Source organism: Staphylococcus caprae, from assembly GCF_003966625.1.
In the GTDB taxonomy this organism is placed as follows: Bacteria; Bacillota; Bacilli; order Staphylococcales; family Staphylococcaceae; genus Staphylococcus; species Staphylococcus caprae.
This window is the reverse complement of the sequence record NZ_AP018587.1, coordinates 1,235,489-1,255,536: the sequence shown is the minus strand read 5'-3', so window position 1 is coordinate 1,255,536 and position 20,048 is coordinate 1,235,489. Positions and strand designations below refer to the sequence as shown.

The window sequence follows — 20,048 nt, the reverse complement described above, 5'->3', positions numbered from 1 at the left end:
ACATTGAAAACACTGAGTTTTTCAAGTTTATTTATTTTCAATAGATACTATATTAAATTTCTTTTTCTAAATTTGCAACAAATGAATTTCAGTTCTCAATATCTAAAGATTTAATAAATTCTAATGTGTTTAAATTCTCAACAGTTATTTCTATACCAATTAATGATTTAAAATAAACATCATAAGCATTAATCCATTCATCAATATGGTATAGAGATTTAATTTCTAATGGATATAAGAGTATTGAATGATTATTCATAATATGATGCGCTTCATCTACAATGTGTAATGCGCCTTCTTCAAGCCTTTGTATCACTTGAGGAATCACAGTTTCTTTCATCGTTGTATGTTCTAATCCAGTTAGGTTTGAAGGTATGACGCTTACCTCTTGACCATACTTTCTGATTACAATTTCATTATCGTATTCAGCAAATCTTAAATATTCTAACATGAGGCTCATAATATTATGAGGTAATTTCAATATTGATAATAAATGCGCAACACTCTCTTTAAATTGATAATGTCCATTATCAATCAGTTGTAAAACTAATGCTGTTTGTTCTCTACTATTATAATCTTCGAATTTTGCAAGAGATGATGAAATCATTTGTCGATCTTCATCTAATTTAGATTGTGCATACTCTTTTAAAGGAAAGAGTGCCATTCTTGTTTTATGATCACGCACTTCATCAATAATTTGATTGATTACTTCAACTGTCTGATAATATTGACCTAAACCATTTAAACTCTTAACGTAATAAATCATTAAGTCATCATAACAACTCAATCCACGCTTCAATAATATAATGGCTTCTTCTCTTAATTCTAAAAATGAACTCATTTGATTAAGCATCCAACATTTTTTCAAAGCAAGATCTTCAGTAAGTTCGAAATGTCTTTCGTAGGTTTCAAATAGATCATACATTTCTTCATAATCATGATTGTGTTGAGCATTTTTTATTTTCGTGATTATTTTTTGTTCAGATTGTGGAAAAGGAATTACATTTGACAATTATTATGCACTCCAATCTTTATAGGTCTTGAAGAATTAAAGCACTCCATGTCTCAAAATCATCGTAAGATTCAATACTTCCTTTTTCTACCCACTTTATTCTAAGTGTATCAGTTTCTTTTGCTTCAACATCAGAAGTATGGACAGTAATTTTAAACACAACACCCATATGAACTTTACCTACTTCATTAGTATCATCATTAATAAAACCAATATATTCCATATTTTGTGAATCTTCACTAGCTAGACCTACTTCTTCTTCCAATTCTCTTTGCGCATTAACTCTTAAAACTTCATTAATAGAATCTGCACCAACGACGTCATTCATGTGACCTCCTACACCAATAGAAGATTGACCGTGTAATCTCTCTTCTCCGCCACCAGATAGACGTTCGTAGACAAGAATTTCTCCTTTTTCATTTTCTAATAAACAATAAGAGATAAGCTGTTTAAACGTAGGATCTTCTTCCATATCACCACGTCTTTTGACTTCATATTCACTTAAAGCATTAAAGATGTCTTTTCCTTTAATATTATTTTTATGTAAAAAACCATTGAAAGCATTTTTATCATCATTAAATAATACACTTCTTGGTACAACGATAATTTGTTCATCAAATTTAGACATTTTTATCTCCTTTTGAATTTATACTTTTATACCTGTCATTTTAGCAAAAATCATTATATTTTGCGATTTAACACTTGCGATTTGGCAATAAAAAAAGAGATGACCTCTACATCATCTCTTAATCAATTATTATTTTAAAGCTTCTTTAGCTTTAGATACTAATTCACCGAAAGCTTTGTCGTCAGAAATAGCGATTTCTGATAACATTTTACGGTTAATGTCGATTTCAGCTTTTTTCAAGCCGTTCATTAAACGAGAATAGCTCATGTCATGTTGACGTGCAGCCGCATTAATACGAGTGATCCATAATTTACGGAAATCACGTTTACGTTGACGACGGTCACGGAAAGCATATTGACCTGATTTCATTACTTGTTGTTTAGCTACTTTGTATAATGTGTGTTTCGCACCGAAGTAACCTTTAGCTAATTTAATCGTTTTTTTACGACGGGCTCTTGTAACTGTTCCACCTTTAACTCGTGGCATAATAAATTCCTCCTTAGATATTAACTATCGTACTATTTCTTATTTTTTGTATGCTAATAATTGTTTTACACGTTTCATATCACTTTTAGACACTAATTTAGCTTTACGTAATTGACGTTTTTGTTTAGTGTTTTTATTTGCGAATAAGTGAGATGTGAAAGCTCTTGAACGTTTTAATTGACCTGAACCAGTTCTTTTAACACGTTTAGCTGCTCCACGGTGAGTTTTCATTTTAGGCATGATTCATTTCCTCCTATTAATTGACGATTATTTTTCATTGACAGGCGCTAACATAATGAACATTTGGCGCCCTTCCATTTTAGGTTTTTGTTCAACAGTTGCGATATCTTTACATTCATCTACAAATTTTTCTAATACGCGTTGACCAATTTCTTTATGCGTAATTGCACGTCCTCTGAAACGAATAGAAACTTTACATTTATCGCCTTTAGATAAGAATTTACGTCCATTTTTCAACTTAGTTTGGAAGTCATGTTCTTCAATAGTTGGACTTAAACGTATTTCTTTAACATTGATAACTTTTTGTTTCTTTTTCATTTCTTTTTCTTTTTTCTGTTGTTCGAATTTATATTTACCGTAGTCCATAATTCTCGCAACAGGTGGTTTAGCGTTTGGCGCTACAACAACTAAATCTAAATCTACACGTTCAGCCATTTCTAACGCTTCACGTTTAGGTTTCACACCAATTTGTTCTCCATCTTGGCCTATTAAACGTAGTTCTTTTGCACGAATTTTCTCATTAATTTGAGTTTGATCTTTTGCTATGGTTGACACCTCCTAAAGTTTTACGAAATTGTCCCAAGCAAAAAAGAAGAGCGAGTATCACTACCCGCTCTTCTTTCACACATTTATTGTGTAACATGATTAACCTGCCAACTGCATTAGCGTCGCTACAGGTGAGAAGCGGGTGCTTCTACTTGGTTCGTTTCGTATTCAACGTTTACAATCATATCAGTAATAAACATGTAAGTCAATTGTTTTTTTATTATTTATCATGATGTCTAATTTCTTCCATTGAAACATCTTGTCTTAGATCCACTTTATTAAGTGGAATCATATTAGTTTTATAGCGTAATTTATGATAAAGGAAGAAGATTAAAAATACAGGTATACCCATATAGGTAATTACAAATCTATTTAGGTCAAAATGTCCAGTTTTAATAAAATCAACATCTTGCCCGATAATAACAATCACACATAATATACCTGCGAATATAGGACCAAATGGGAAAAGTTTGGCTTTATATTTAAGCTTACTTTTATCGTAATCTTGTTTATCAAAAGCGCGTCTAAATCTAAAGTGACTAATCGCTATACCTACCCAAGCAATAAATCCTGTCATTCCACTCGCCGCAACAATATATTCATATGCATCGCCACTGAGGTGTTGTAAAGCGAAAATAAGTACAACTAGTACGCCAGTAGCAATTAATGATAAATAAGGTACACCACTTTTGTTTGTTTTGCCAAATGAAGCAAATGCAAGTTTATCTTTACTCATTGAATATAACATACGAGTAGACGCGTACATTCCTGAATTTCCGGCTGATAGTACTGATGTAAGTATAACAGCGTTCATGAACGAAGCTGCAAAGGCAAGACCTGCATTCTTAAATACAAGTGTAAATGGTGAAGTAGAAATACTATCTCCGCCACCCATTAATGCCTTACTATCATAAGGAATCAACATACCTATGATAAATATTGCCAAAATATAAAATAATAAGATTCTCCAAAATACTTGTTTGATCGCCTTTGGAACAGCTCTTTCAGGATTTTCAGATTCACCAGCTGTAATACCTATTAATTCAGTACCTTGGAATGAGAATCCAGCTACTAGGAATACACCTAAAATAGAGAGAAGACTACCTCCAAGGTTTCCACCTAGGATAGGACCGTCACCTTTAGTGAATGTATCGAATCCTACAAATTCTCCACCCATGATACCTAGTATTGTTAATAAACCTATCACAATAAAGATAATTACAGTAACAACTTTAATTAAAGCAAACCAATATTCACTTTCGCCATACACTCTCACTGATAAAGAATTTAATGCGAAAATAATAACTAAGAATATACAACTCCAAACCCAAGCAGGCATCCCTTGCATTGGAGACCAATACTGTATAACTTGAGCTGCAATCGTTACATCAGCTGCAACTGTAATAACCCAGTTAAACCAATAATTCCAACCTAAAGCAAATCCTAAAGAAGGATCTACGAATCTTGTAGCATACGTACTAAAAGATCCTGAAACCGGCAAATATGTCGCCATTTCACCTAGTGAAGTCATTAGGAAGAATACCATCGCGCCAATAATCGCATACGCAATTAATGCACCTAATGCACCAGCATCATGAATGGCACCACCTGAAGTCATAAATAGACCTGTCCCAATACAACCGCCAATTGCGATCATAGAAATATGACGATCTTTTAATCCTCTTTGAACACCGCCATTTTGATTTTCATTTTTACTCATAGAAGTTCCCTTTCCTTGTCTTAGAGGCTAACATGTAACTATTTCTCTGTGTAGAATAACTATACACTTCTTGTATGAAAATTCGATTAAAATCATACATAGTTATGAGTAGGCTTAATTTCATCATCATTGAATTGAAATTATACGAACTTTAGTTACACACAGAACTCAAACAAAAAAAGTGGTTACATACCTTTAAGATATGCAACCACTTTGCTTTTATCTATATAAGGTAGCACATCACATTCAGTGACAGTACAGCTTCTTATCGAAAACTGTCCCAACAAATGTAAATTATGGTTTTACATTTGTTTCGGCATTGTTACCTTTTGCTAATTCAACATATGTTCCATACAACTTCTGATTAGCTACTGATTAACAATGCAACCTCTAACTCTAATTTATATTTGATTCAATTGTAATATACATGATACAGCCTGTCTTTTCAAGCTTATCTATGTTTTTTCAAGCGGATTTCATCAACAAGATTCCAAATGAACTCATCTTTTTCAAGTGATTCTTGGTCTTCTGAACCATATTTTCTAACATTCACTTCGTTATTTTCCACTTCTTTGTCACCGACTACAATTTGGTATGGGATTTTTTGCATTTGTGCTTCACGTATTTTATATCCCATTTTTTCATTACGGTCATCAATTTCGACACGTACACCTTGTGATTTGAGCTCATCTTGTAATTGACGCGCATAGTCATAATGAATATCAACATTTACAGGAATAATTTCAACTTGTTTTGGCGCTAACCAAGTTGGGAATGCCCCTTTAGTTTCCTCAGTTAAGAATGCAACAAAACGTTCCATAGTTGAAACCACACCACGGTGGATAACAACAGGGCGATGTTGTTCGCCATCGCTTCCTATATAAGTAAGTTCAAAGCGTTCTGGTAATAAGAAGTCAAGTTGAGCTGTAGATAATGTTTCTTCTTTACCCATAGCTGTTTTAACTTGAACGTCTAATTTTGGACCGTAGAAAGCCGCTTCCCCTATAGCTTCTACATATGGTAAGCCCATTTCATCAACTGCTTCTTTAAGCATTGATTCAGCTTTATTCCACATTTCATCATCGTCCATGTATTTTTCTTTATCTTCAGGGTCTCTATAGCTTAATCTGAAAGTATAATCTTCGAAACCGAAATCTTCATATACCTCTTGAATCATGTTTACAACTCGTTTGAACTCTTCTTTAATTTGATCAGGTCTTACGAAAATATGAGAGTCATTTAAAGTCATACCACGAACACGTTGTAATCCAGAAACAGCACCACTTGCTTCATATCTATGCATTGTACCTAATTCAGCAATACGAATAGGTAGTTCACGATAAGAGTGTGGTTTATTGTTATAAATCATCATATGATGTGGACAGTTCATTGGTCTTAATACCATTTCTTCTGTTTCATCTAATTTCATTGGTGGGAACATATCCTCTTGATAATGGTCCCAGTGTCCTGAAGTTTTATATAAATCAACATTTGCGAGCACAGGAGTATATACATGGTCGTAACCCATGCTTACCTCTTTATCAACAATGTAACGTTCAATTTCACGTCGAATTGTAGCCCCATTAGGTAACCATAGAGGTAAACCTGCACCTACGAGTTGGCTATTAGTAAATAACTCTAAGTCTTTACCAATTTTACGATGATCTCGTTCGCGACGTTCTTCAAGCATTTGTAAGTGCGCTTTTAGATCTTTTTTATCGAAAAATGCAGTACCGTAAATACGTTGTAACATCTTGTTATTACTATCACCACGCCAATAAGCGCCAGCAGTGGATAATAACTTAAATTCTTTAATTTTTGAAGTTGAAGGTACGTGAACACCGCGGCATAAATCAGTAAACTCACCTTGTGTGTATAAAGTAACATTTTCATCTTCAGGAATTGCATCAATCAATTCCAATTTATAAGGATCATCTTTGAAGAATTCTTTAGCTTCGTTTCTACTTACTACTTTTCTTTCAATTTTATAATTTTCATTGACGATTTGTTTCATTGTTTTTTCGATTTTGTCAAAGTCATCTGATGATACCTTTTCATCCATATCAAAATCGTAATAGAACCCACCTTCAATAACCGGTCCTACACCAAACTTCACATCTCCATATAAACGTTTTAAGGCTTGAGCCATTAAGTGAGCAGTTGAATGACGTAATACTTCAAGTGCTTCTTCACTTCCAGGTGTAACAATTTCAATTGATCCATCTTCTTCAAGCGGACGAGTTAAATCGACCATTTGACCATTAAATTTACCTGCTACAGCTTTCTTTCTTAAACCTGGGCTTATAGATTGAGCGATATCTTCTGTAGTCGTACCTTTATCAAACGCCTTTGAATTACCATCTGGAAATTGAATATTAATTTGATCCATACTTAACCCTCCTAAATAATAAAGCATCTGATCGTTGACTTGTTTAATAAATATCCATAAAACACAAAAAATCCCGCCCCAAACAAGGGACGAGATTATCGCGGTACCACCCTAGTCGTTTAACTCTTATTCTCATTAAAGAGTTAAACTTCTCTACATAAGATAACGGTCTTGAGCCGGATATTCATTACAAATATCATTTACTGAAGTAGTAATCATTTAATATGTTAGCCATATTCTCATTAGCTAATGACTTTCTGTGTAACAGTGATTAAATTATCTTGTCTTCAATAGTTTCAACGATTTAGATTTAAGTCTATTATACACCTCATATAATAAAATTCAATTGTTTCTATAATTTTTACCTTCAAGATAATATGCGTTGGATAGCGTCTTAACACGTTCGATAATACGAGCGGCTTTCGTTTTTTCAGATCCATCTCTTGTAATAGATAAGTGATGCTCAAGTTCACTATAATCAAAGTTAGAACTAAAGAAAGTTGGTAGTTCATGTACCATTCTATAATGTAGCAATGGTCCTATGATTTCATCCCTTACCCATGGCGTAACTTCTTCAGCACCAATATCGTCTAACATTAATATATTAGCTTCTCGCACACGTTCTAATTTCCTTTCGAAGCTACCATCCTTAAATCCACTCTTTAAAGTACGTATAAATTCAGGTAAATACACGATAGTAGAGGAAATCATTTTAGACTTAAGTTGATTGGCAATTGCGCCTAGTATGAATGATTTACCTGTACCAAACGGACCATGTAAATATAGCCCTTTTACTTTTTCATCATTAGCAATAGCAGTACAGATTTCTTCTGCAGCCATCGCTACATCTAAACGATCGCGTTGGTCCATATAGATGTCTTTCAACTTGGCATTTAATGTATCTCGTTGCATATGATGAGAGGTTATGAGTTGAGAATTAAACCGTTCTTCGTCATGTTTAATTTTGCAAGGACACATTAAATATCGAATTTTTATTCTATCATTTTCTATGTAGAGTTCAGGTACATGTCCTTTTACAAAATTGGGGCAATCTTCGAAGCGATGACCATCGTAATGCTTTTGTTGATCTTTATATTCTTGCAATACATTTAAATCTTCATCAATCATCGCATTAGTAAGTTCAGATTGATGGTGCTCTAAAAATTGCTTAACATCTGGGTCATTTATTACGTCTTTTTTTATTTTTTCAATTCTTTTATCTAAGTCTTGTGACGACCCCATAATATTTTTGAAGCTTTTCATCACTCATCACCTTCCTCCCATTTTTTATTTAATTTCTCTAGGAATGCTTGACGGTCTTTTTCTAATTTATCGTCATTTTGTTTTGATTGTTTTTCAGAAGTGTTTGCAGATTGATTATCTCGATTTTCTAACCATTTTGGTGTTTTTTCTTTAGATATCAATTGTTTGTTTTGTCTTGAATAATTTCTACTTCCTTTATAATTCTGCTCATAATTTTTAGGTTGATTGACTTGAAGTGCATAATCATAAGCCTGTTTCGCAGTTTTAATGTCTTTTTTATTCCAATTTGACGCTATCTCAAATATATAAGATTTCGGCAACTTCATATCTTCTTTAAGCATAACAAATTGCAATAGAATATTAATGACACCAAAATTCATCTTCTCTCTATTCATTAATTCTTCAATCATACTTTTCTGAGATTGTGTAGGCTCTGACCCAGACCAACTTGCCAACATATCAATTGGACTTGTTTCATCAAGTAATTTCAACCATGCTTCAGTATCATTTTGAGGTGAGATTTCTTCACTATTTGATGAGACTTCTGATTGTTGCTCTTTTAATTGTAATTTGGGTAGATGATTTTCATGTTCTATTAGATAGTAAGAACGCGCCTGTTTCCGCATCTCTTCAAAAGATAATTGTTGCGCACTAGTAATTGAATTTAATATAACCTTTTTCATACCATCTGGGGTTAATCCATATAATGTAGCGAGTTGAATGATGAGTTCTTTAGCATCCTTATCAATGATTTCATTACTGATAAAATGATGATTTAACATTTGTTTTAATAAATCGAAATCGAATGTCTCATTAGATAAATCAACACCATCATAGTGCTTAATTTGTTTAAGTTTAGATAAATCTTGGTCCATCATTTTCTTAGGAACGCTAAATACTTCAGTAAACTTTCGTGTTGTTTGTTGATAACTACTTAAATCTTTTTTATCCCTTTCAAAATGAGCTTTAAGCATTTGATAACGATTCTTATCAACCTCACTATATAAAAATACAGAAAGCATTGGATCATTAAAAAATTGATATGCTGTTGGAGGTTGAATTAATTGATACACAAAATGTGTTTGTTTCTCTTCGTGATTTACGAAAGTTTTGACCAATCCTATTGCTTCTAGATAATCCATTTGCTTCCTAAAATCTAGAAGGTTAATTTTTAATTCATTCATAAATACATAATGTGTTAGCGGATAATGATTATTGTCATCAGTAAACTGATTCATAAAATGATAAAGTCCAATAGACTGGGGCCCAATTAAAGGCGTAAACAGGCGATTTAGTATTTCTAAGTGTTCTGTCGTTATTTGAAATTCTTTAATCACTTCAAAGCCATCTTGAGGCCTCAAACCATATTCATAGGATTGTAATCCCATTGATTAATCACTCCGTTTGTTATCATTCAAAATTCCTTGCATGGAAGCAAGTAGTTGGTCCACATCTTTAAATTCTTTATAGACGGAAGCAAATCTTACATAGGAAACTTGATCTACATGCATCAATAATTTCATTACATGTTCTCCAATATCTCGGGAAGATATTTCAGTTTGTCCTTCATCTCTTAATTGCCACTCTACTTTATTCGTTATATCCTCCAATTGTTGATATCTTACCGGTCTTTTTTCACAAGATCTTACTAGGCCATTTAATATTTTTTCTCTTAAAAATTGCTCTCTAGTGCCATCTTTTTTAACAACGATAAGCGGACTTACTTCAATATGTTCAAATGTGGTAAATCTAGTGCCACAATTTTCACATTCTCTTCTACGTCTTATTGCATTAGCTTCATCAGCATGTCTCGAATCGACTACTCTTGAATGCGTTGAATTACATTTTGGGCATTTCATTTATGTCACCCTCTTAAGTTTGATTATCGTTCATTATACTATAAAATTGGCTTGTAAAAAAGAAAGGTCCTTTAGACTAATAATCGAATTATTATACTTAATAACTGAAATATTTTAGAGTGGATGTCGTAGATAAATACAATAATAATAAAAATGCATGTCACAAATTAAAATTTCACTTTTATAAGACAATATAAATTTTTTGACGTAGAAAATCACCATGACACAACAGGATTTTACTACTTTAAAAATGAGTGTAGTAATAAAAAAGCTCTAAGACAATTCTAAACTGAAATTATCTTAGAGCTATCGTATCGGATTTTATATACCAAATTGATTAACTAAATATTTAATTAAACTGCTTTAACTGTTGCTTCATCTTCAATAAGTTGACCAATTTGTTCAGCAACTTCAACAACTCGGTTTGAATATCCCCATTCATTATCGTACCAAGCGATAACTTTAACTTTATTATCTCCCATCACCATTGTAGATTGTGCATCTAACACTGCTGAATTAGGGTTTGTATTAAAATCAACGGACACTAAAGGTGCATCTTCAACGTCTAATATGCCATCTAAGCCTGAATTTCTGAATGCATCATTTACTTCTTCAGCGGTTACATTTTTCTCTAAATCAACCACTAAATCCACTAGGGAAACATTCTTCGTTGGAACACGTAGTGCCATACCATGAAGTTTGCCTTCAACTTCTGGTAATACCTCTTTAAGTGCTTTAGCTGCACCAGTTGAAGTAGGTATAATACTTTCGTTACATGAACGTGCTCTACGTAAATCTTTATGTGGATTATCAATATTTTTTTGGTCATTTGTAATAGCATGAACCGTTGTCATTAAACCATTTACAATTCCAAATTTATCATTTAAGACTTTGGCTACTGGACCTATACAATTGGTTGTACATGAAGCGTTACTAAAGATATCATATTGATTAATATCTAGTTGATCATCATTAACCCCTTTTACAATCATTTGCACTTCTCCGCCTTTTGAAGGTCCTGTTAATAATACTTTTTTAGCCCCTGCGTTAATATGCGCAATCGCTTTATCACCATGATTAAATTTACCAGTTGCTTCGATAACAAGATCAATATCTAATTCTCTCCATGGTAAGTTTTCAGGGTTTCTATCAGATACTAATTTAATTTCATGATCTCCAACTTTGATACCATTTTCTGTTGGTTCTACTTTCTTATCATATGTACCATGAGTTGTATCATAATTAATTAAATGTGCAATTGTTTCAGAAGGATAGCTTGCGTTGATAGCAACTACATTTAAATTTTCATTTTTTAAAGCTATACGTAATACCATTCTTCCAATTCTACCCATTCCATTAATTGCGATATTCGTTGACATTAAAAGCACCCCTTGAGCATTTATTTATATGTTATACTTTATAGGATTAGTATAACATAATTATTTATTTTTGAAAGCGTTTACTAATTGAAATAAATTACGTTTAGCTATCATTTTAAATAAGTTATACTTATGAGTGATTTTCTGTTTTCACGTAATACAAACAAAAAGCGTACACGATATCTTAATTCGCATACGCTCATACTCTTATTTAATTGAAGAATCGATATATCCTTGTTCTTCAAGAAGTTGTTGTAAGTTTTGTTTTAATTCAAGTTTATCTCCTAAATTATCTATCACATGATCGGCCATTCTACTTTTCTTATCTATAGAAATTTGGCTATACACACGTGCTTTCGCATCTTCTTGAGATAAGTTATTTCTCTCCATTAAACGTTCTATTTGAATACTTTCGGATGTATATACCACCCATACTTCATCTACAGTATCTTGCAAATCATTTTCATAAAGTAAAGGAATATCCATAATCACATGATATCCTTCATTTAAATAACGATTTTTCTCATTTTCCATGATTTCACGTACTATGGGATGAACAATCTTATTAAGTTCTAATCGTTGTTCTGGATGTTTAAATACAAGTTCTCCCATATATTTACGATTCATTTCTCCATTTTCATCAATCGCCTCTGGGCCAAATTTTTCTTTAATTTGTTCTAAACCCTTTGATCCTTTTTTAACCGCTTCACGGGAAGCAAGGTCTGCATCGACAACTTTAAAATCATATGCTGTTAATAATTCTGACACTGTTGATTTCCCAGTTGCGATGCCTCCTGTTAGTCCGATAATCTTTGGCATAGTCTCACGCTTCCTTTATTTCTGACAATTTGGGCAAAAATGACTATTTCTAGTGGCAATCACTTTTGTTTCTATTTCATGCCCACAAATTTTACAGTACTTTTGTTTATATACATTTAAATGTAATTGCATCTCTCCTGTTTTACCGTCAGCATGGCGATAATCAGAGATACTCGTTCCACCGTATTTTATACCCTCTTTTAACACTTCTCGAACATAATAAAATAACATTTCTCTTTCTTGATGTGTCAACGTGTGTGCAATTTTATCAGGACGAACTCCCGCTCTGAAAAGTGCTTCACAAGCATAAATATTACCGGCACCTGCAATCACTTTGTGATCAAGTATCATTTGCTTAATAGGTTTGTTTGCGTATTTATTGATATCAAAGCAACTTAAATAATGTGCTAACGCTTCTTCTTCAAATGGTTCAGGTGCTATTTCTAAAAATGGAGGATAACTTTCAAATCCTGCGACATTTCTAATTTCACCGAAACGTCTGATGTCTGAGTAGACTAACTTTTTCTCATTTTCAAGTTCAAAAATAACTTGCCAATGTTTACGGTAATTAGGTGTAGCAATGTCCTCTAGGTCGTCAACAACGAAGAATCCACCCGCCATGCCTAAATGACTAATTAAAATTCTTTGATCGTTATCTCTTTCGATATGAAGCACAATATATTTACTACGTCTTAACACTTGAGTAATTGTGTAGCCTTCGGTAAGCTTTGCAAAGCTATCTAACTCCATACCTTTAATGATTGTTTCTCTATTGTCTTTCTTACCTTTAATGACATTATCTGAAAAAATTACTTTTTTAATTCTTTCGTTTTTAATATAAGGTTCTATGCCTCGTTTCACATGTTCTACTTCTGGTAATTCTGGCATATTTATGTCCTTTCTTTATTTGGCATCATACCATGTTGGTCCATAGCTTGAATCTACTTTTAACGGTACATCTAAATCAAGCGCATTTTCCATAATTTCTTCAACAAATTCACTAAAGTCTTCAACTTCTGATTTAGGTAATTCAAAGATTAATTCATCATGAACCTGTAATAATAATTTTGCATGGTAGTTCGTATTTTTTACCTTTTCATTAAATTTAACCATAGCTAATTTAATAATATCTGCTGCACTACCTTGAATTGGAGTATTCATAGCAGTTCTTTCTGCAAAACTTCTTAAATTGAAGTTTCGGCTTGTAATATCTGGAATATAACGGCGACGATGTAACAGCGTTTCAACATAACCCTGCGCTTTAGCATCTTTGACGATATCTGACATATATTGCTTAACGCCTGGGAAACTAGCTAAATAATCATCAATAAATGCTTTCGCTTTCTTACGCGTAATACCTAGACTTTGACTTAAGCCATAGTCACTAATTCCATAAACAATACCGAAATTAACAGCTTTAGCTTGTCTACGCATAAGGCTGTCTACGTCATTTGCCTCTACATTGAAAACTTTCATCGCAGTAGCTGTATGAATATCATGGCCATGTATGAAAGCTTCTTTTAAACTTTCATCTTGAGTAATATGCGCAAGCACACGTAGTTCAATTTGTGAATAGTCAGCTGATAATATCACACTATCTTCTGAAGTAGGTTTAAACGCTTTTCTAATTTTTCTACCTTCTTCTAAGCGGATAGGAATATTTTGTAAGTTCGGATCTACACTTGATAAACGACCTGTTTGTGCAAGCGTTTGATTGAAGCGCGTATGAATTCTATTATCTTTGCTGATTACTTTTTGTAAGCCTTCTACGTAGGTAGATTGTAATTTAGAAAGTTGTCTATATTCTAAGATATGTTCAATAATTGGATGCTCACCTTTTAATTGTTCAAGTACATCAACAGCCGTTGAATATCCGGTTTTTGTTTTTTTAATCACTGGAAGTTTTAATGTTTCAAATAATACGACACCTAATTGTTTTGGTGAATTAATATTAAATTCTTCTCCGGCAGCTTCATGTATATTTTTAATAAGAACATCTAATTTTTCTTGAATCTCATTTTCCATATGCTTCAAATCATTCACATCAGTGTAGATACCAATTTCTTCCATTTCACTTAAAATTTTAGCAAGCGGAAGTTCTAGATCTGCAAGAAGTTCAACTTGATTATACTCTTTTAATTGTTCTTCCATTAATGGTTTAGCACTCGCAATGGCTTCTGTAATTGACGCAACGTGTTCATTTAAAATATTGTCTTCTGGAATATGATGTTTTTTTCCTTTTCCATAAATAGAAACATTATCTTTAACGTAATTCTGTCCATATAAAGAGACGACTGATTTCACATCATCAATTGCACGCGATGGATCAATAATATAGCTTGCGAGCATAACATCAAATTGAACGTTTTGGATGTTAATATCTAAACGATGTGCAGCTACATACGTTTTCTTAGCATCATATACAGTCTTAACAGTTTGTGCATCTTCTAACCATTCGATTAAGTCTGAATGTTGTTTAATATCTTCTGCATTGATTACGATGTGCGTATCATCTGTGTATAATCCAAATTTTAATATATTATCTTTTAGATAATTGGTGTCTTCTAACTCAAAATGAATTGTGGCATGAGATAAATTTTTAAAATCAATGTGTTGAAAATCTGTTTCAACGTCAAACGTTTTATCTGTAACTTCCTCGTTATTCGCATCTTCATCAATATCTGATAACAATTGCTTAAATTCTAGCTTTTTAAATAACTCTATTTTTTCATGATTATCATCTTGGTTTTCCAATTTTGTATCTTTAAGAGAAACTTCAATTGGACTCTCAACATTGATTGTAGCTAGGTCTTTACTCATCAATGCATCATCTTTACTATTGATAAGTTTTTCTTTTAATTTTTTAGCAGTGACTTCGTCGATATTGTCATAAACGCCTTCAACAGAATTAAATTGATTAAGTAATTTAATTGCCGTTTTCTCACCTACGCCTGGAACACCAGGTATATTATCAGAAGTATCTCCCATGAGACCTTTCATATCGATAATTTGCTTAGGTTCTAAGCCGTTATATTTTTCAGCAATAAAACTTGGCGTATAGTGATCGACATCCGTAACACCTTTCTTGGTGTAATAAATAGTGACATTATCAGTAGCCAATTGTGTTAAGTCACGATCCCCAGTAATAATAATTGTTTCGTAACCCGATTGATCTGCTTCTTTACTTAAAGTACCGATAATATCATCCGCTTCATAATTCTCAAGTTCATATCTTTTAATATGATACGCATCTAATAATTGACGGATATAAGGAAATTGTTCACTTAGTTCAGGTGGTGTTTTTTGTCTACCACCTTTATACTCACTGTACTTTGAGTGTCTGAAAGTCGTTTTACCAGCATCAAATGCAACTAAAAAGTGATTAGGTTGTTCTTCTTTAATTATTTTTTCAAGTAACATTGCAAAGCCATACACAGCATTTGTATGAATACCAGCTTTATTAGAAAGTAATGGCAAAGCATAAAACGCTCTAAAACTTAAACTGTTACCATCTATTAACACTAATTTATCCAAAATACGTAACCTCCAGAACAGATTTACATACATTTTAGCATACATAGGGAAGCTTAACGACTATAGTGCGTTTAGCTTCCCTTAGTGCATCATAGAAATGGTTAATGATTTATCATTTAGCAGTTCTTAGTGCATTTAAACTGAAGTTAAATGCAAACATTAGATCTACCACCTCTTAATAAAAAAGCTGAGACTTAATTGTCTCAGCTCCTTTAAAAATTTATTCATCTATAAACGTTACTTTAAATGTTGAACCTTCTCCTGGCTTACTACTTACACTAATTCGACCATTATGCGCTTCAACAATATGCTTCGTAATAGACAGTCCAAGACCTGTACCTCCAGAATCTCTACTACGTGCCTTATCCACTCTATAGAAACGTTCAAAGATATGTTTTTGATCTTTGGCACTAATTCCAATACCAAAATCTTGAATTTCTAAATTAACTTTTTTACCTTCTCTATAAACTCGAACAATAACTTTACTGTCTTCAAGAGAATAATTAATTGCGTTAGAAAGTAAATTTGTAATCACTTGAGCAACTTTATTCTCATGCGCTTCGATAATCACATCTTTCTCAATTTCTGACTTAATTTCGATATTTTTATTCGTAGCTTGAGTTTGTAAATTATCAATCGTATTATAAGCTAACTCAGACAAATTCATATAGCTTGTTTCAATTTCATTTTGCTGTTCTATATGCGATAAATCTAATAAATCCATGACCAATGATTCAATTCTGTTCGATTCTTTTAAAATAATATTTAAAAACATCTCGAGTGATTGCTCATCATTTTTAGCCCCTTCAATGAGGGTTTCAGCAAAACCTTTGATAGAAGTAATTGGTGTTTTTAATTCATGAGAAACATTTGCTACAAATTCTCTTCTAAGATTTTCTAACTTTTGGAGATTCGTAATATCATGAAGAACAACAACCATACCTTGTAATTTCTTCTTAGATTTAGATAGTATTGGCACACAAGAAACATCAAAGTATTTCGTATGTACATTATTAATATCTACCTCTATTTGATCGTAGATAACCTTTTCAGTTCTGAAGCTCTCGATAATGAACTTTTCAATACTATCATCAAGAAATCCAATATAGCTCTTATTTTCAACAATTTGCTCTGGACTAAAAACTTCATAATAGGCATGGTTGGCAACAACGATTTCTCCATGCTTGTCGATCATTAAAACAGAACTCGGTATATTTTCAAGTGTCGTTTTCAAACGGTTTGACTGTATCTTTTGTCGATTATTTAACTTCTGTAACCTTCTAGCTAACTCATTCGTAGTCACAAATAATGCGCGTGTTTCTTTAACATTACTTTCAGGGACACGAACATGATAATAACCATCTGCTAATAGAGATGTCGCATACGTCACTTCATTAATAGGTCTTATATATGTTCGATTAATACTTCGTGAAGCTAAATAAACTGTGAACAACACGATGACGCCTATTATAGATAAGTATTTCCACATCTCTCTTTGAAGATTAATAATTTCATCATTAATACCACTTATGTATACAGTTTTATTACCTATACTTTCTTTAAAAGTATAGCGCATACCGATTTTCGTTTTTTTAGATATTAAATCGGAAGGATTAGCTTCATTGTCAATTCTTTGATCAATTTTACTTTTATCACCAGAAGAGAATATGACGTGATTATCATCTGCATTCTTAATGACAACGACATTTTGTTGATTATCAGCAAGGTTATCGATTTCTTGACCTTTATTATGATTAAGAAGGTTCACATAGTTATGTGCTTCGTTTCTTAATTCACTAGTTTGATTGCTAGTTAAAGTTTGATAAATCGTATTATGAATAATCGCACCTAAACCAATAAAACTGATGATCGTTATCGTACTAATTAATAATAATAAACGGTGATGAAATTTTAGCATTAAGCTTTAGGTCGCTCCAATTTATATCCTAAACCACGTACCGTTTTAATTAATTTAGGTTGTTTAGGATTTTCTTCTAATTTATCTCTTAGGTGACTAATATGTACATCTACAATTCTAGAATCTCCAGCAAATTCATAATTCCATACAGAATTTAACATATGTTCTCTTGTAATCACGCGCCCTTGTCTTTCGATTAAGTATAATAATAATTCGAATTCTTTAGGTGTGAGTTCTAACAATTCTTCATCTTTATATACTTCGAAAAATTCAGGACGAATACGAATGGAATCAATGATAATATCTTCCTCATCCGTATCTTCTTTTTCAATTTCACTAACAAATTTTGAACGTCTTAAAATAGCTTTTACTCTCGCAACCACTTCTCTAGGTGAGAAAGGCTTAGTCATATAATCGTCAGCACCTAATTCAAGTCCTAAAACACGATCAAATTCGTCATCTTTAGCAGTTAACATTAAAATAGGTACTAAATTTTTATCAGATCGAATTGATTTACACACCTCAATACCATCTTTTTTAGGTAACATGACGTCTAATACTATTAGCTCAGGTTGTTCATCTTCAACCTTTTGTAGTGCCTCTTCGCCGTCATAAGCGACTTCAACTATGTATCCTGCTGTTTCTAAATTATACTTTAGTAAGGTCACGATTGATTGTTCATCATCAACCACTAGTACTTTTTGTGACATGGTGTGCCTCCCTATTTTTTATTACATTTACATTATAACTGAAGTTCAAATAAAAATAACATAGCTACACATCAATTTTACATAAACTTAACAAAACATATAGATTTATAGTTATATTAAGAAAATATTTCTTTAATATTGCCTTAACATTAATTAAGTTATCACCTTTTGAATCAAAAAGATATTGATAAATTAAAAATTTACATAATCTTTAAAAAAACGGATTGGCAAGAGCCAATCCGTTTGATAACACTATCGATTAAAGCGTTATTATTTTAAGTTTTTGATTAATTCATCAGCAAATTCTGAAGTTGAAACTTCTTTTGCACCATCCATTAAACGAGCAAAGTCATAAGTTACAATTTTAGAAGCGATAGTAGCTTCGATTGAATCAGTGATTTTATCAGCAGCTTCTTGCCATCCTAAGTGTTCTAACATTAATACAGAACTTAAGATTTCAGAAGATGGGTTAACTTTATTTAAACCAGCATATTTAGGAGCTGTGCCATGTGTAGCTTCGAAAATAGCGTGACCAGTTTCGTAGTTAATATTTGCACCTGGAGCGATACCAATACCACCAACTTGTGCAGCTAAAGCGTCTGAAATGTAGTCACCGTTTAAGTTCATAGTCGCTACAACATCGTGTTCAGCTGGACGCGTTAAGATTTGTTGTAAGAAGATATCAGCAATTGAATCTTTGATAATAATTTTGCCTTCTTTTTCAGCTTTATCTTGAGCTTCATTAGCTGCGTCTTTACCTTCTTTTTCAACAATTTCATCATATTGTTGCCAAGTGAATACTTTGTCACCAAATTCGTTATGAGCTAAATCATAACCCCATTGTTTAAATGATCCTTCAGTAAATTTCATAATGTTACCTTTATGAACTAAAGTAACAGATTTACGATTATTATCTAATGCATATTGAATTGCAGCTCTTACTAAACGTTCTGTACCTTCTTTTGATACAGGTTTAATACCAATACCTGAAGTTTCTGGGAAACGAATGTTTGTTGCACCCATTTCGTTTTGTAAGAAATCAATTACTTTTTTAACTTCTGAAGTACCTTCTTTAAATTCGATACCTGCATAAATGTCTTCAGTGTTTTCACGGAAAATAACCATGTCAACATCTTCTGGACGTTTAACTGGTGAAGGAACCCCTTGGAACCAACGTACAGGGCGTAAGCAAGTAAATAAATCTAATTCTTGTCTTAAAGCTACGTTAAGTGAACGAATACCGCCACCGATTGGAGTAGTTAAAGGACCTTTAACAGCAATTAAATATTCTTTAATTGTGTCTAATGTTTCTTGTGGTAACCATTCTCCAGTTTCATCGTAAGCTTTTTGTCCAGCTAAAACTTCTTTCCATTCGATACGTTTCTCACCGTTGTAAGCTTTTTCAACAGCTGCATCGATAACACGGCTAGCCGCTTTCCAGATATCTGGGCCAATTCCATCGCCAATAATAAATGGAATAATTGGTTCATTAGGTACATTTAAACCTTCATTAGTACGAGTAATTTTTTCTGCTGACATAAATCT

General features: G+C 32.7%; 17 protein-coding genes, 1 riboswitch and 1 other annotated feature. All 17 genes read right to left on the bottom strand.

The annotated features are described in order from the left end of the window. Positions 1 to 88: 88 nt before the first annotated feature. The 17 genes from JMUB898_RS06040 to icd all read right to left on the bottom strand — a co-directional run bounded on the left by JMUB898_RS06040 (position 89) and on the right by icd (position 20,042). On the bottom strand, positions 89 to 1,012 hold the full coding sequence (locus tag JMUB898_RS06040) for a hypothetical protein (protein ID WP_002443314.1): 924 nt from the start codon (positions 1,010 to 1,012) through the stop codon (positions 89 to 91). Between the two features lie 19 nt (positions 1,013 to 1,031). Next, complete coding sequence (locus JMUB898_RS06035) at positions 1,032 to 1,640, bottom strand: NUDIX domain-containing protein (RefSeq protein ID WP_002443316.1); 609 nt, start codon at positions 1,638 to 1,640, stop codon at positions 1,032 to 1,034. Between the two features lie 129 nt (positions 1,641 to 1,769). Beyond that, positions 1,770 to 2,126, bottom strand: coding sequence for a 50S ribosomal protein L20 (gene rplT, locus JMUB898_RS06030; protein WP_044466739.1), 357 nt, complete (start codon positions 2,124 to 2,126; stop codon positions 1,770 to 1,772). A 39-nt stretch (positions 2,127 to 2,165) separates the two neighbouring features. Next, entirely contained in the window at positions 2,166 to 2,366 is a 201-nt protein-coding gene (rpmI, locus tag JMUB898_RS06025; RefSeq protein WP_001830767.1) for a 50S ribosomal protein L35, read from the bottom strand. Between the two features lie 27 nt (positions 2,367 to 2,393). Then, the gene (gene infC, locus JMUB898_RS06020) at positions 2,394 to 2,921 is read right to left on the bottom strand and encodes a translation initiation factor IF-3 (protein WP_002443322.1); all 528 of its coding nucleotides are present in this window, start codon (positions 2,919 to 2,921) and stop codon (positions 2,394 to 2,396) included. A 27-nt stretch (positions 2,922 to 2,948) separates the two neighbouring features. Then, positions 2,949 to 3,072, bottom strand: a sequence feature (ribosomal protein L20 leader region). A 60-nt stretch (positions 3,073 to 3,132) separates the two neighbouring features. Then, positions 3,133 to 4,632, bottom strand: coding sequence for an amino acid permease (locus JMUB898_RS06015; RefSeq protein WP_002443323.1), 1,500 nt, complete (start codon positions 4,630 to 4,632; stop codon positions 3,133 to 3,135). 225 nt (positions 4,633 to 4,857) lie between these two features. Continuing rightward, positions 4,858 to 5,033: riboswitch (Lysine riboswitch) on the bottom strand. A 50-nt stretch (positions 5,034 to 5,083) separates the two neighbouring features. Next, on the bottom strand, positions 5,084 to 7,021 hold the full coding sequence (thrS, locus tag JMUB898_RS06010; RefSeq protein WP_037541501.1) for a threonine--tRNA ligase: 1,938 nt from the start codon (positions 7,019 to 7,021) through the stop codon (positions 5,084 to 5,086). 342 nt (positions 7,022 to 7,363) lie between these two features. After that, positions 7,364 to 8,284 (bottom strand): primosomal protein DnaI, encoded by a 921-nt coding sequence (gene dnaI / locus JMUB898_RS06005; RefSeq protein WP_037541503.1) that lies wholly within the window; start codon positions 8,282 to 8,284, stop codon positions 7,364 to 7,366. Next, a complete protein-coding gene (locus JMUB898_RS06000; protein ID WP_002443328.1) occupies positions 8,284 to 9,672 on the bottom strand; it encodes a replicative helicase loading/DNA remodeling protein DnaB in 1,389 nt (462 codons plus the stop codon). Before JMUB898_RS06000 ends, dnaI begins: the two co-directional genes overlap by 1 nt. Positions 9,673 to 9,675: 3 nt before the next feature. Continuing rightward, positions 9,676 to 10,143 (bottom strand): transcriptional regulator NrdR, encoded by a 468-nt coding sequence (gene nrdR / locus JMUB898_RS05995; RefSeq protein ID WP_002443329.1) that lies wholly within the window; start codon positions 10,141 to 10,143, stop codon positions 9,676 to 9,678. A gap of 353 nt (positions 10,144 to 10,496) precedes the next feature. Then, entirely contained in the window at positions 10,497 to 11,522 is a 1,026-nt protein-coding gene (gene gap, locus JMUB898_RS05990) for a type I glyceraldehyde-3-phosphate dehydrogenase (protein ID WP_002443330.1), read from the bottom strand. Between the two features lie 207 nt (positions 11,523 to 11,729). Then, the gene (gene coaE, locus JMUB898_RS05985) at positions 11,730 to 12,341 is read right to left on the bottom strand and encodes a dephospho-CoA kinase (RefSeq protein ID WP_002443332.1); all 612 of its coding nucleotides are present in this window, start codon (positions 12,339 to 12,341) and stop codon (positions 11,730 to 11,732) included. Positions 12,342 to 12,356: 15 nt separating this feature from the next. Further along, positions 12,357 to 13,229, bottom strand: a complete 873-nt coding sequence (mutM, locus tag JMUB898_RS05980; protein ID WP_002443333.1) for a bifunctional DNA-formamidopyrimidine glycosylase/DNA-(apurinic or apyrimidinic site) lyase — start codon at positions 13,227 to 13,229, stop codon at positions 12,357 to 12,359. A 15-nt stretch (positions 13,230 to 13,244) separates the two neighbouring features. Continuing rightward, on the bottom strand, positions 13,245 to 15,875 hold the full coding sequence (polA, locus tag JMUB898_RS05975) for a DNA polymerase I (protein ID WP_037541505.1): 2,631 nt from the start codon (positions 15,873 to 15,875) through the stop codon (positions 13,245 to 13,247). A 220-nt stretch (positions 15,876 to 16,095) separates the two neighbouring features. Next, on the bottom strand, positions 16,096 to 17,793 hold the full coding sequence (gene pnpS, locus JMUB898_RS05970) for a two-component system histidine kinase PnpS (protein ID WP_126501948.1): 1,698 nt from the start codon (positions 17,791 to 17,793) through the stop codon (positions 16,096 to 16,098). Next, on the bottom strand, positions 17,793 to 18,503 hold the full coding sequence (locus JMUB898_RS05965) for a response regulator transcription factor (RefSeq protein ID WP_002443337.1): 711 nt from the start codon (positions 18,501 to 18,503) through the stop codon (positions 17,793 to 17,795). Before JMUB898_RS05965 ends, pnpS begins: the two co-directional genes overlap by 1 nt. 270 nt (positions 18,504 to 18,773) lie before the next feature. Further along, the gene (icd, locus tag JMUB898_RS05960; protein ID WP_002443340.1) at positions 18,774 to 20,042 is read right to left on the bottom strand and encodes an NADP-dependent isocitrate dehydrogenase; all 1,269 of its coding nucleotides are present in this window, start codon (positions 20,040 to 20,042) and stop codon (positions 18,774 to 18,776) included. Positions 20,043 to 20,048: the final 6 nt, after the last annotated feature.

Excerpts from the sequence above, each read along its gene's own strand:
- JMUB898_RS06035 (WP_002443316.1), bottom strand. The coding sequence starts at position 1,640 with ATGTCTAAATTTGATGAACAAATTATCGTTGTACCAAGAAGTGTATTA.
- rplT (WP_044466739.1), bottom strand. The coding sequence starts at position 2,126 with ATGCCACGAGTTAAAGGTGGAACAGTTACAAGAGCCCGTCGTAAAAAA.
- rpmI (WP_001830767.1), bottom strand. The coding sequence starts at position 2,366 with ATGCCTAAAATGAAAACTCACCGTGGAGCAGCTAAACGTGTTAAAAGA.
- JMUB898_RS06015 (WP_002443323.1), bottom strand. The coding sequence starts at position 4,632 with ATGAGTAAAAATGAAAATCAAAATGGCGGTGTTCAAAGAGGATTAAAA.
- thrS (WP_037541501.1), bottom strand. The coding sequence starts at position 7,021 with ATGGATCAAATTAATATTCAATTTCCAGATGGTAATTCAAAGGCGTTT.
- dnaI (WP_037541503.1), bottom strand. The coding sequence starts at position 8,284 with ATGAAAAGCTTCAAAAATATTATGGGGTCGTCACAAGACTTAGATAAA.
- JMUB898_RS06000 (WP_002443328.1), bottom strand. The coding sequence starts at position 9,672 with ATGGGATTACAATCCTATGAATATGGTTTGAGGCCTCAAGATGGCTTT.
- nrdR (WP_002443329.1), bottom strand. The coding sequence starts at position 10,143 with ATGAAATGCCCAAAATGTAATTCAACGCATTCAAGAGTAGTCGATTCG.
- gap (WP_002443330.1), bottom strand. The coding sequence starts at position 11,522 with ATGTCAACGAATATCGCAATTAATGGAATGGGTAGAATTGGAAGAATG.
- coaE (WP_002443332.1), bottom strand. The coding sequence starts at position 12,341 with ATGCCAAAGATTATCGGACTAACAGGAGGCATCGCAACTGGGAAATCA.
- mutM (WP_002443333.1), bottom strand. The coding sequence starts at position 13,229 with ATGCCAGAATTACCAGAAGTAGAACATGTGAAACGAGGCATAGAACCT.
- pnpS (WP_126501948.1), bottom strand. The coding sequence starts at position 17,793 with ATGCTAAAATTTCATCACCGTTTATTATTATTAATTAGTACGATAACG.
- JMUB898_RS05965 (WP_002443337.1), bottom strand. The coding sequence starts at position 18,503 with ATGTCACAAAAAGTACTAGTGGTTGATGATGAACAATCAATCGTGACC.
- icd (WP_002443340.1), bottom strand. The coding sequence starts at position 20,042 with ATGTCAGCAGAAAAAATTACTCGTACTAATGAAGGTTTAAATGTACCT.